At 39.3% G+C, this 12220-nt stretch carries 9 protein-coding genes; 6 read left to right on the top strand and 3 right to left on the bottom strand.

The window, feature by feature from the left end; translation table 11 throughout:
- Positions 1-330: 330 nt before the first annotated feature.
- A complete protein-coding gene (locus ACUVXA_RS08510; RefSeq protein WP_445870825.1) occupies positions 331-3024 on the top strand; it encodes a calcium-transporting P-type ATPase, PMR1-type in 2694 nt (897 codons plus the stop codon).
- A gap of 42 nt (positions 3025-3066) precedes the next feature.
- Here the strand turns inward: ACUVXA_RS08510 and ACUVXA_RS08505 are convergent, their stop codons facing one another.
- Both ACUVXA_RS08505 and ACUVXA_RS08500 read right to left on the bottom strand, forming a co-directional pair.
- Positions 3067-4293, bottom strand: a complete 1227-nt coding sequence (locus ACUVXA_RS08505) for a M48 family metalloprotease (RefSeq protein WP_445870823.1) — start codon at positions 4291-4293, stop codon at positions 3067-3069.
- Positions 4294-4521: 228 nt separating this feature from the next.
- Complete coding sequence (locus tag ACUVXA_RS08500; RefSeq protein ID WP_445870822.1) at positions 4522-5619, bottom strand: M48 family metalloprotease; 1098 nt, start codon at positions 5617-5619, stop codon at positions 4522-4524.
- 143 nt (positions 5620-5762) lie between these two features.
- Here ACUVXA_RS08500 and ACUVXA_RS08495 point away from each other — a divergent pair, with 143 nt between their 5' ends.
- The 5 genes from ACUVXA_RS08495 (at position 5763) to ACUVXA_RS08475 (ending at position 11312) form a co-directional block, all read left to right on the top strand.
- The gene (locus ACUVXA_RS08495) at positions 5763-6080 is read left to right on the top strand and encodes a peroxiredoxin (RefSeq protein WP_445870821.1); all 318 of its coding nucleotides are present in this window, start codon (positions 5763-5765) and stop codon (positions 6078-6080) included.
- Positions 6081-6456: 376 nt separating this feature from the next.
- Complete coding sequence (locus tag ACUVXA_RS08490) at positions 6457-7203, top strand: hypothetical protein (protein ID WP_445870820.1); 747 nt, start codon at positions 6457-6459, stop codon at positions 7201-7203.
- Between the two features lie 125 nt (positions 7204-7328).
- Positions 7329-9431 carry an acetate--CoA ligase alpha subunit gene (gene acs, locus ACUVXA_RS08485; RefSeq protein ID WP_445870819.1) on the top strand — a complete coding sequence of 701 codons (2103 nt, stop codon included), beginning with the start codon at positions 7329-7331 and terminating at the stop codon, positions 9429-9431.
- Positions 9432-9464: 33 nt separating this feature from the next.
- Entirely contained in the window at positions 9465-10562 is a 1098-nt protein-coding gene (locus ACUVXA_RS08480) for a phosphotransacetylase family protein (RefSeq protein WP_445870818.1), read from the top strand.
- Positions 10563-10601: 39 nt separating this feature from the next.
- A complete protein-coding gene (locus ACUVXA_RS08475) occupies positions 10602-11312 on the top strand; it encodes a creatininase family protein (protein ID WP_445870824.1) in 711 nt (236 codons plus the stop codon).
- A 12-nt stretch (positions 11313-11324) separates the two neighbouring features.
- Here ACUVXA_RS08475 and ACUVXA_RS08470 read toward each other — a convergent pair whose 3' ends face one another.
- Positions 11325-12101 (bottom strand): DUF169 domain-containing protein, encoded by a 777-nt coding sequence (locus ACUVXA_RS08470; protein ID WP_445870817.1) that lies wholly within the window; start codon positions 12099-12101, stop codon positions 11325-11327.
- Between the last annotated feature and the right edge of the window lie 119 nt (positions 12102-12220).

Here is a 12220-nt window from a genome sequence, read left to right as displayed (position 1 = left end):
CCGAACACCATCTGGAAGTGTCCTAGATGGGTAAGTTTCGGACAACGGTTTCAATTGCCCATTAGAATTGAATAAATAATCAAAAATTGAAAACAAATTTTTAATATAATTTTAAATATATTTTAATATTCTTACCCTAAACGGTATTGTTAAAAGTCCTTCAATTATTATTCAACACTGTAAATATTTTGCAATAATTTAAATAATTGCAAAAGTACTTGTTTATAAACTCTTCAGGGATAAGCGGAAATTCCAGAGCGTGTCTACCTGTAATTACCAATTTGTTTCGTGAGTTGATTGAATTTGGAAAATGAAGAATTATGGCACACTATGAACGTTGAAAGCGTTGAGGCTGCTTTAAAAACTGGGCTGTCCGGGGTTAAAAAGGAAGAGGCTAAACGTAGGTTAGAAGAATTTGGCCCAAACATTTTACAGGAGAGAAAGGGGCCCTCTGCTTTAAGGATTTTCGCGGAGCAGTTTAAGAACTATTTAATTATGATTCTAATCGCTGCATCTATTATAGCCATTTTCTTAGGCGATTTAACTGATGCTTTTGTAATCTCGGTGGTGGTCATTTTAAATGCGCTATTAGGTTTTTATCAAGAGTATAGAGCTGAAAAGTCGATAGAAGCACTCAAGAAATTAACAGCACCCAGAGCTATTGTGATACGTGAGGGGCACGAGGAAGAAATACCGGCTAGCGAGTTGATTCCCGGAGATCTAGTAATAATCGAAACCGGGGACCGTGTTCCTGCAGATATTCGTATATCGGAATCTACCAAGTTAGAAATAGACGAATCCATACTAACTGGAGAATCAATTCCGGTTAAAAAAAGAGTTGAACGGTTAGAGGTTAAAAACTTACCCGTATCAGATAGAAGTAATATGGCCTACATGAGCACCATAGTAACTAGGGGAAGAGGAAATGGCTACGTAGTATCCACGGGCATGAAAACAGAGATCGGCAGGATCGCGGAATTAATTCAAACCGTGGAACATGAAGAAACACCCCTACAGATAAAACTAAAAGATTTGGCAAAAAAGCTGACCTACGCTGTTATACTAATCTGCGTAATCGTATTTTTAACTGGAATTCTGAGACAAGAAAACATCTTTGATATGTTCTTAGCTGCCGTGGGTTTAGCAGTAGCAGCCATACCCGAGAGCTTACCCGCAGTCGTTACCATCACCCTTGCTCTTGGAGTCCAAAGAATGGCTAAAAGAAACGCCGTAATAAGAAAACTCCCCGCAGTGCAAACACTAGGCAGCGCAACTATCATCTGTTCCGACAAAACCGGAACCTTTACCAAAAACGAAATGACTGTCACCAAACTATATACCAACAACAATGTATATGACGTAACAAATATTGGTTACAACCCCAAAGGCGAATTCTATCATGAAGATTCAAAAGTTAATCCAAGAGAAATACCAAGCCTCGAGCTACTATTAACCATAGGCACCCTCTGTAACAACGCAAAATTAGAGAAGAATGAAACCTGGCACATAATCGGTGATCCCACTGAAGGAGCGCTCATAGTAGCTGCAGAAAAGGCGGGGCTCAAACAAGAAGAACTTGGTAAACAATTTCCACGTGTTGGTGAGATACCCTTTGAGTCCGAAAGAAAAATTATGTCCACAATCCATAAAACACCTGAAGGGAAAAAAATTGCGTACGTTAAAGGAGCAGCAGAAATAATACTAAATCTGAGTAGCAAAAAATACTCTGACGGACAGATAAGAGAACTAACCACTAAGGAAAAAACAGAACTTTTAAAAATTAATCAGAACATGGCAAGTGATGCCCTACGGGTTTTAGCCATGGCTTACAGAGAACTACCAGAAGAATATCAGGAGTATACAACGGAAAATGTAGAAAAAGATCTAATTTTCGTAGGCTTTGAAGGCATGTTAGATCCCCCCCGGGAAGAAGCCATAATGGCGGTTCAAACCAGTAAAAAGGCTGGCATTAAAGTAGTCATGATTACTGGGGACAACGAATTCACCGCCAGATCTATAGCTAGAAAATTGGGACTACTTGAAGGGGATAGTAAAGTACTAACCGGAGCGGATCTAGAGAACATGAGTGAAGCCCAGCTAGATGAGGTGGTACAGGAAGTAGCCGTTTATGCGCGGGTCTCCCCGGAACACAAACTCAGAATAGTCAAATCCTTACAAAAGAAAGACCACATAGTCGCCATGAGCGGTGACGGAGTAAATGATGCTCCTGCTCTCAGGAAGGCGGATATTGGGGTTGCAATGGGGATTACTGGCACGGATGTTGCTAAGGAGGCTTCGGATATGATTTTGGTTGATGATAACTTTGCCTCCAGCGTTGCCGCAGTGGAAGAAGGACGCACAATTTACAATAATATAAAAAAAACCGTCTACTTTCTTTTATCCACGAATGCCGGGGAGATACTAACTATTTTTATTGGTTTGATTATTGGTTTGCCTATTCCGGTTATTGCGGTTCAGATTTTGTGGATTAACTTGGTTACTGACAGTTTCCCTGCTTTGGCGCTTTCAGTAGATCCCCCCGAGAAGGGTGTTATGTTTCGCCATCCCAGGGATCCTGGAGAACCCGTAATAACCAAAAGAATGCTTTATAATATGGTTGGTGTTGGGACTTTGATGTGTGTAAGCACTCTCCTCTTATATAGTTTCACTTTGGGTGTTTTCTCTTCGTTTGGTATTAACTATGCAGAGTTGGAATTAGCAAGGACGATTGCTTTTACGAACCTGGTTTTTCTTCAACTTTTTAACGCTTTTAACACTCGTTCCCGTAGAGAATCCATATTTAAAATCGGATTATTTTCAAACAAGTATCTCGTTTTAGGAACCATAATTTCTGTAGTTCTACAATTAGCAGTGGTATATCTTCCACCACTTCAGATCCTATTCCGGACAGTTTCACTTTCGCCTCTTGAATTGGGCGTTGTGATTCTAGTTTCAAGTTCAATTCTGGTTGGGGCCGAAATTATGAAATTCTTTGATAGACGATTGATTCGAAACAAAAAATAAAAAATAAATGGCACAGTGAAGTTTAATGAATTTTTTGTTTTCTTACACGTTTTTGTAAATGTTTTTCGTAGAGTACTTTGCACTCGACATCTCTCTGTCAATCACACTCAGAAGAAGAATACGCTTGTATGTCGGAGGATGTGTGGAAAACAGATTATTCAACCCATTCCACTTTGTTCTCTTAGCCTCAATTTCCATTGCTTTTTCAAGCTCCTTCTCATCAAGCGTGCCGTCCTTGTCTATATCATATTCGTACTTCCTGTCCACGATACGACGCACTTGATCCACTGCGTTCGCCGGATCTTCAATAAAGAAAGCGCGTGCACCGTGGGTCTCAGCCGGGTTCAAACTAAGTCCATATGCGATTTTCGTGAGGGCGCTTTTTAGTCCTCTGGGGTTTTCGGTGACGTAGGCGGAGTAGGCGTCGGAGTAGAATTCTCTCTGTCTGCTCAGTGTCCTGACCACTATTAGTGTTGCTATGTATACTATGAATGCCAAAATTGCTATTATGATTAGAATTGCAAAACTTTTTCCGCGTCTTGAACCTCTTGAACCGTAGAATGCAAACATGGCAATCATATAGCACATGATAGGTATTGCAGCTAGGCAGGTCATCACCAAGTAGTCTTTGTGTTTTAAGTGTCCGATTTCGTGCCCAATTACTGCTTCGACTTCATTTTTATTTAGTGTTTTTAGTAGTCCTTTAGAAACCGCCAAGGTGGCGCCGCCTGCGGTTCTTCCAAATACGCATGCATTTGGTTGCTCAGTATTCCATATTGCTATCTTGGGGGTTGGTAAGCCGCTTTTTTTGGCTAAATTATCTACTGTTTTTTCGAGCCAGGGATTGCCACCTTTACCAATGTATTGTAGGCCTAGTGAACGCCTTACCACAGCAGGTCCAATTCCCCACTGAAACATTACGAAAATCAATGTGAAAATTGATACGCCTATCAACATGGGACCGTAACTTTGGGAGAGCATGAATGAGTTGAATAAAGATGCTTGAATCTGCAGCGTTACAAAAAAGTATCCTACATAATACTGGAGAAAGAACTGCAATAATGTAGGGTCAATTGATTCCCAATCTACGTAGATATATTCGGAAAGATAATCAAAAAATTCTGAAGATGAATCAGCAAAGAACATTGGAATTTCGGTGAATAAAAACAGTACTAGAATACTTAAGGCGAAAATGAAGGCGAATAGCACCACAAACATCAATATAATCGATGTTGACATTCTGGCTTTTAGCATAAATAGTCTTGCCAAAATGGACACCTCACTTGCTTATCAATGAAATTTTTAGATGATAATTATATTTCCTATTGTTAAAATTAACTTTACTCTAAGTTCAAATAATCCTATTGACTATTAAGAAAAATTTTCTTTGATTTTTGTAATGAGAATTTCTATCAAAAATAAAAATCTAATACAGAAATATTAAAATTATATAAATGAACTTTAAATATTTCAAAAAATAATATTAGTGATGTTTGGTTAAACGTATTTGTAGATGTTTTTTGCAGCGTATCTTCCCGAGGCCATCTCTTTCTCAATCTGGCTAAGAAGCAGTATGCGCTTGTAGGTTGGGGGATGCGTAGAAAACAGGTTGTTGAAGCGGTTCCATCTGCTCCTCTTAGCTTCTTTTTCCATAGCGAGCTCCAGTTCCTTCTCATCAAGCGTCCCGTCTTTGTCCAGATCATACTCACTTCCATGCTTCACAATATTTTGAATCTCGCTTCTCGCTCTCACCGGATCCTCTATGAAAAAAGCCCTAACTCCCTTGGTTTCCCTAGGGGTTACTGATAACCCGTAGGCGATTTTTGTGAGGGCGCTTTTTAGTCCTCTGGGGTTTTCGGTGACGTAGGCGGAGTAGGCGTCGGAGTAGAACTCTCTCATTCTACTTAAAGTTCTAACAATCAATAAACCTACTATGTATGCTACCATGGCAACTATGGCAACCGCGATGAGTAGTAATAATATAGCGCCTCCATCTCTTCTGCGGCCGGAGGGTATGCGGGCGAATCTTAAACTGTGAAAAGCAAACATTGCTATTATGAAGCAGAATACTGGTACGGCAGCTAGGCAGGTCATGACTAGGTGATCCTTGTGTTTTATGTGTCCTATTTCGTGCCCTATTACGGCTTCAATCTCTTTTTTGTTTAGTTTAGTTAGAAGTCCTTTTGTTACCACCAGGTTGGCACTCTTGGCGGTTCTCCCAAAGACAAAAGCGTTTGGCTCCTCGTCTGGCGTTATACCAATTTTCGGTGTCGGCAGATTACTCTTCTCAGACAATTCCTTAACCACGGATTCAAGCCACGGATTCTCACCCTTTTTAAAATAGCGCATATTAATGGAGTGTCTTACTACTGATGGTCCAATCGCCCACTGAGAAAGGATAAACAGTCCAGTGATTCCTGCCAAAACGAGTGAGATTACAGCGAATGTCAAAATATCTATTCCGAACACCGGGTTGATCCAGTTTAGAAAATAGAAAGCCAGAAATGTTATGCTCAGCAGAAACCCGAATAGAACTATAAACATAAAACCGATTGATACTCCCATTCTTGACTTAAGGCTAATCAATCTTCCCATTTTTTTGAGCCTTCTCTCGAATTCTTTTTAAATACACACGCCAATTAAAATTAAGCTTTTCTTTAATGCAACAGAGTTACATCTCTTAGGGAGTTTATATATTTGACTTGGAAATTTTGCAAGTTTTAGAAGGAGGGTATTTTATGGTAAAGGTTGAAGATAAAGCCCCTGATTTTTGCTTAATGAACCAAGACAATAAAGAAGTTTGTTTAAAAGATTTTTCGGGCAAATGGGTCGTTATTTACATATATGTTAAGGACAATACCAAAGGATGCACGGTGGAATCCCTAAATTTTTCCAATGTCTCAAAAGATTTCCAAAAATTAGGCATTATAGTGATCTGTGTGATTCCTGTTTCACCAAAAAGCCACAGCGGTTTTGTACAAAAACAGAAACTAAATTTAACACTACTGAATGATCCAGAAAACAAAATGCTTAAAGCATATGGAGCACGGGAATGAAAAAAATATATGGCAAAGAATACGTGGGAGTGATTCGTAGCACCTTTATTATAAGTCCTGAAGGAAAAATTGCTGCAGCTTAGCAAAAGATTAGAGTAGCAGGACACGTAGAAGAGGTGATGCAAAAATTAAAGGAATTAACATAAAAAACAGTAACCACTTTTAATTTTTTTCAATAATTCGCAAACAGTAAAATAATCTAATAGAAAATAATAAATCAAAAAAGCGAGGGGGATTTCCAATATAAAATTAAAAGCATAATGGTGATGAATCTATATACGAAATTTCTTATACAGCAGAATTATATCTTCTTAAATGAAATTTAATATTTGATTTATATTAATTATATTACAACTTTAAAAGGTAGAGGATTTAAATGGCAACTAGTAAAATTTCATGCGATCACTGCGGAGCTCCTTTGAAATATTCCTCGGGTGAAATAATTGTCACCTGCCCCTACTGCGGATACACGGTTGTAATAGACGTCGGTAAACCCTTCACCCTAGAACACTCACTTCTCCCAAGTAATTTCAATGAGAAAAAGGCAATAGACAGCGTTAAAAGCTGGATGAAACACAGCTTCATTGCTCCCGGAGATTTGGCACGCAGAGCAAAATTTACCGATGTCCAGTTACAATTCTTACCTTTCTGGATTATTCCCATAACTGCAAACTCCACATTCAGAGGACTATTTGAACGTACAGGTCCCCGCATTGAGAAAAAAGGATCAATAAAAAAGAATTATAATTGGATCGTGTTCGGCCAACGCAAGACAGAGTTTCCAACCAGAGAGTTTGATATTCCCCTTGAGGGAAGGATGCCTTATGACTTTCGAAAGATTCCTGAGGGCGCCAAGGTTTTTAATAGTGAGATAGGAGAGCATGAAGCTGTTGATATAGCTAAGCAGCAGATTAAAAATGACCATCGTTTTCTTGCTAAGCAGGACGCGGATCGGATTATTGACTTGGAAACAGAGTTTAAGGTGGGCAGGGCTTATTATCTTCATGCTCCGGTCTGGATTATGCGTTACAAGTACAAGGGTAAAAATTACCAGGTATTTTTGGATGGTTGTGAAGGAGAAGTGATTAAGGGAGACTTACCTACGAACATTGGCTTCTTTTAAAAATTTAATACCTTTGTTTATCCTTTCCATTTTTTATTAAAGATGTCTTCTAAGAAATACAATTAATTTAAATTATGTGACACATTATGGTTAGAAATAAGCATTGAGATACGGGAAGATAAGAAATGGGCGGGCTCGATTTTCTCTTCAGTCCCAATTCTGTCGCAATTATTGGCGCCTCAAGACATGAGGGCAAGGTTGGCTATACTGTACTTAAAAACCTCATCTCCAGCGATTTTCCAGGAGAAATTTATCCTGTAAATCCTTCGGCGGATGAGATTCTAGGTTATAAATCTTATAAAAATATACTTGATATAAATGAGTCTGTTGACCTAGCAATAGCAGCGGTGCCCGCTGAGTCGGTACTTGCGGTGGCTGAAGAGTGTGGTAAAAAGAAGATTAAGGGCATGGTGGTAATCTCCGCTGGATTTAGGGAGTCCGGCTATAAGGGTGCAGAGTTGGAGAGGGCTCTGGTTGAAAAAGCTAAAGAATATAATTTTCGGATATTAGGGCCAAATTGTCTAGGTTTTATTGACACATCTACGCCTATTAATGCCTCTTTCGCCTCTAAGCCTCCTTTGAAGGGGAATATTGTTTTTGCTTCCCAGAGTGGGGCAATCATGACTGGTATCCTTGATTGGTCGTTGGAAGAAGGAATTGGTTTTAATAAATTCATAAGTTTGGGAAATAAAAGTGATCTAGATGAAACTGACGTGATTGAAGCGTTGGCTAATGATCCTAATACCAAAGTGATACTATTATATTTAGAGGATGTCGAGGATGGCTCAAAATTTTTTGAAATTGCTAAAAAAACTTCCCGTATCAAACCTATTGTAGTACTAAAATCTGGGGTGAGTCCGGCTGGTGCTAGAGCTGCTTCCTCGCATACCGGGGCACTTGCCGGCAGCGATAAAGCCTACTCAACAGCATTTAAACAGATTGGAGTGCTAAGAGCCCACAACATAGAAGATCTCTTTAATTATGGAATAACTTTCTCTAAGCAAAATATTCCCAAAACTAGTTCAGTGGCTATAATAACCAATGCAGGTGGACCGAGCATTATTGCAACAGATGCAGTTGAAGCCGAAGGGCTGACAATGGCTACTTTTGAGTCGGAAACTATAGAATTCCTCAGAAACAATTTGCCCAGGGAGTCATCGATCTATAATCCAGTTGACATTCTGGGTGATGCCCGTGAAGATCGCTATGAACTTGCTTTGGACGCCGTTTTATCAGATTCCAATGTGGGTTGCGTTTTGGTTATACTCACTCCACAGGCTATGACTCGACCAATGGAAACCGCGAAGTCTATAATTAATATATCTAAAAAATATGAGCAAAAACCAGTTGTTACCTCTTTTATAGGCGGAAAAAGTGTTCGAGAAGCTTCTAAATCGTTGATTAATCACGGTATACCGTGCTTTGAATTTCCGGAACGAGGTGTAAAGTCTCTGGCGGGTTTGATTAATTTCGCATCCTTAAAGAAAGCTGATAAAGAAGAAGAAATACCAAGATTTGATGTTGATAAGGAGAAAGTAATTGAGATAATAACCAATGTTTATAATGATCACAGAGTGGTTTTACTTGGCCATGAAGCAGCCGCTGTGGCTAATGCTTATGGGATACCGACTCCCAAGGTTGAGATGGCAGGAAGCTTAGAAGAGGCTTTGGATATTGCTGAAAGAATAGGGTACCCTGTGGTTATGAAGGTTTCAAGTCCACAGATATTACACAAAACGGATATTGGTGGCGTCATAATGAACATTGAAAATCAAGAGGAAGTAACTAACGCTTATTACACAATCCTCTCAAATGTCTTTAAATTCTTTCCACAAGCTCAGATTAATGGAATAACAGTACAACAAATGGTTCCCCAGGGAAGAGAATTAATTATAGGAATGACTAGAGACCTAACATGGGGACCAATGATTGCTGCGGGGCTTGGCGGAATTTATGTAAATCTATTTGAGGATGTAGCCTTCAGAATATCACCTTTCTCCAGAAAGGAAGCAATTAATATGCTCTCGGAAACTAAAGCCTATAGATTACTAAAAGGTATCCGTGGTGAAAATCCCTCAGACATAGATTCCATAATAGAAGTAATTCTACGTGTTTCACAACTCTCGCAGGATTTTAAAATAATTAATGAACTGGATATAAACCCCCTCTTTGCTTACGAGGAAGGGGTCTCAGCATTAGATGTTAAAATAACACTGGAAAAGGGTTAAAAAATCAAATCGAAAAAAATGGCGTGAATGAAAATGAGTGATCCAAAAAAATTGATGATCTCGGGATTTCGTCAGAGTGGTAAAACCGCGTTTTGCCTTTCTTTGGCGCTCATATTACGGGATCAAGGGCTTAAAGTCGGTTATTTCAAACCAATCGGATGGCAAACTTTTGTGAGAGAACGTTTTCCATCGGGAAAACAACTCGGATACTTAATAGACCCGGATGCTCAGTTGATGAAGGAAGTATTAAAGTTAGAACAATCAATGGAGGATATTGTTCCAGTATTAGCTGATTTCAATTACTTGACTTCAATGGCTAAGGAAACTAACGAAGCCCTTGAAAAAAGAATCGAAAAAGCTTACAGTAGGGTTTCAGAGGGAGTAGATGTACTACTTATTGAGGGAGGACATATACCGCAACTTCTCTACAGTAAAAGGTTGTCAACTTTCAATATGGCGAAAAAGTTTGACGCCAAGTTTCTTATTATAGGCCTTATTCGTAGTGATATCCACGTGGATGACCTGATTTTTAGAAAAACTATATTGGATTTATTAGACATAGATTGCATAGGCACAATTCTAAATAACATTCCAAGAATTTCTTTACAAAGAACTAAAGATGTGATTAAATCCGTTCTTGAGCGAGATGGTCTAAAAGTCTGGGGAATAATAGAGGAAAATAGAGAACTCACAGCTCCCAGTGTTGCCGATATACAAGATTTGATGGAAGGCGAAATACTGGAAGGCCCATCAAACTTGGATAATATTTTGGTTGAAGATATTCTAGTAGGTTCTATGACCGCTGAAAGTGCCATTAAATATTTTAGACGTAGTATAAATAAAGCGGTGATAATGGGAGGAGACCGAGAGGACATAGCGTTAGCCGCACTTGAAACCAGCACCTCAGTACTAATTCTAACCGGAAATCTGTACCCTGCGGTTAGAGTGCTATCAAAAGCCAAGGAGAAGAATGTTCCAGTGATTCTTGTTCCCTATGACACCTACACTACAATAAGCAAGTTAGAAGGATTAACTGGAAAATTGAAGCCCGGTAACACAGAACGAATTAAAAAATTAAAAGAAACAGTAAAAGCAGAAATTGACTGGAAAGGGATCTATGAAGCTCTTTAAATATTATTCTAGATGCAAGGAGGAAAATCTTTGAAATACATGCTTGAAGATATGACTTGGCTCGAAGTTGAAGAAGCATTGAAAAAAACAAATTCTGTAATAGTTCCTTTTGGCTCAGTGGAGGAACATGGCCCCCATCTTCCAACATCAACAGACAGCGATCTCTGCTACGCAATTGTAAAAAAAGTAGCAGAAGGCACCAATTTTCTCGTCGCCCCCATAGTGAATTATGGCTTGTGCCGCTCCACTCGAGAATTTCCTGGAACCGTTTCTATTGGATTTGAAACCCTTAAACAACTAGTAAAAGATATTCTGTTCGAATTGGTAAATCAAGGATTCAGTAAAATTGTACTTTTCAGTTTCCACGCTGGGTCTACACACCTTATGGCATTAAAAGAAGCAGCCTTCGATTTCTCATTGGAGAATAAGAGCATAAAAACCTTCCTAGTTTCTAGCATTGATTTAGCCGGACAAGAACTCTTAAAAGTGCTGGAAACCATTCCCCAGCACGCCTGCGAACTTGAAACATCTCTAATGCTTTTCCTAAAACCGGAAACAGTTCAAATGGAAAAAGTCGTTGAAGAATATCCCTCCGGTCCCCGTTTTCTCGTTTCGCCTTCAGGAAGGGACTGGATGAAAACAGGAGTCATGGGCGATCCCCGAAAAGCTTCAGCAGAGAAGGGTGAAAAAATATTCAACTTAATGACTAAACGACTTAAAGAAATCCTCACCGACATTGCAAAAGATTGATTCCCAGCAGAATCATGGTTTTTTGCCTTTTCTTGCCTCCTCTAATTGTTTCTGCTGTTCGAGAAAGAATTCTGGTGTACAAATCTGATAAGGTATGGGGTATCTTGAACCTCCTTTATGAGTTCCCTCCAAACCTTCTAACACCGAATCGATAAACTCTAATGGTATAGAGGCAACCAGGTCGCTATCCATTGCTAATCCAAAGCGTCGGTCACCAAGGCAGGGCATGGCTATCTGTATTTTGCCTGTAAGGTACACGTTTGATATGGTATCTGCGCATACGGCGTCCCCAAAGGTGGAGATAATAATTCTTCCACCCTCTTTCCACAGGGAACCCTGAATTACCCTCAACATTTGAGCAGTATTGCCATAAATCATAACAAAATCCGGATCATACTCCACCCTACTCAAAGCACCCGAAACAATAGCTCCGAACTTTCCATACGGCATTTTGGGAATCATGTTTGAGGTCTTCTTAGCCCCTTCCAAAGTCTCATTATACCTTCCAACAAAAAAATACCCCTCCAAAAATATATCGTATGGTTCTACAAATCCTAAAGCTATCTCTGCTAAAGGGCATATATTATCCTCTTCTGTTAGACCCATTGTCCATCCATAGTATCTGGAATAGCTGAATATTTGGCAAAGGGCTATTTTTTTGTCAGGTCTTTTTAGTCTACTTATGTTTTTTAATTCTTTTTCCTCTTCCAGTAGCTTCACCCCGATAGGGAATGTAGCCAGCCTGAGATACCTATTTAGCTTATCATCCAATTCCTTCCATTTATCCATGAGGATTAACCACCTTTTTAACACTTGATTAATCACAATTAGATTCTTTAAGTGGAACTGTTTTAGTGTAGAAATCATAGACATTTGTCACCCCCCTCTTTAAATTTCTTTTCCGAGTT

This window comes from Candidatus Jordarchaeum sp., assembly GCF_052745115.1.
The sequence above is the reverse complement of the archived record's forward strand: the minus strand, read 5'-3'. Positions and strand labels throughout refer to the sequence as shown.

What these genes read in the sequence shown, in the direction of transcription:
- acs (WP_445870819.1), top strand. Translation starts at nt 7,329, where the DNA reads ATGGGCGGGCTCGATTTTCTCTTCAGTCCCAATTCTGTCGCAATTATT.
- ACUVXA_RS08470 (WP_445870817.1), bottom strand. Translation starts at nt 12,101, where the DNA reads ATGGATAAATGGAAGGAATTGGATGATAAGCTAAATAGGTATCTCAGG.
- ACUVXA_RS08480 (WP_445870818.1), top strand. Translation starts at nt 9,465, where the DNA reads ATGAGTGATCCAAAAAAATTGATGATCTCGGGATTTCGTCAGAGTGGT.
- ACUVXA_RS08510 (WP_445870825.1), top strand. Translation starts at nt 331, where the DNA reads ATGAACGTTGAAAGCGTTGAGGCTGCTTTAAAAACTGGGCTGTCCGGG.
- ACUVXA_RS08500 (WP_445870822.1), bottom strand. Translation starts at nt 5,619, where the DNA reads ATGGGAAGATTGATTAGCCTTAAGTCAAGAATGGGAGTATCAATCGGT.
- ACUVXA_RS08495 (WP_445870821.1), top strand. Translation starts at nt 5,763, where the DNA reads ATGGTAAAGGTTGAAGATAAAGCCCCTGATTTTTGCTTAATGAACCAA.
- ACUVXA_RS08475 (WP_445870824.1), top strand. Translation starts at nt 10,602, where the DNA reads ATGCTTGAAGATATGACTTGGCTCGAAGTTGAAGAAGCATTGAAAAAA.
- ACUVXA_RS08490 (WP_445870820.1), top strand. Translation starts at nt 6,457, where the DNA reads ATGGCAACTAGTAAAATTTCATGCGATCACTGCGGAGCTCCTTTGAAA.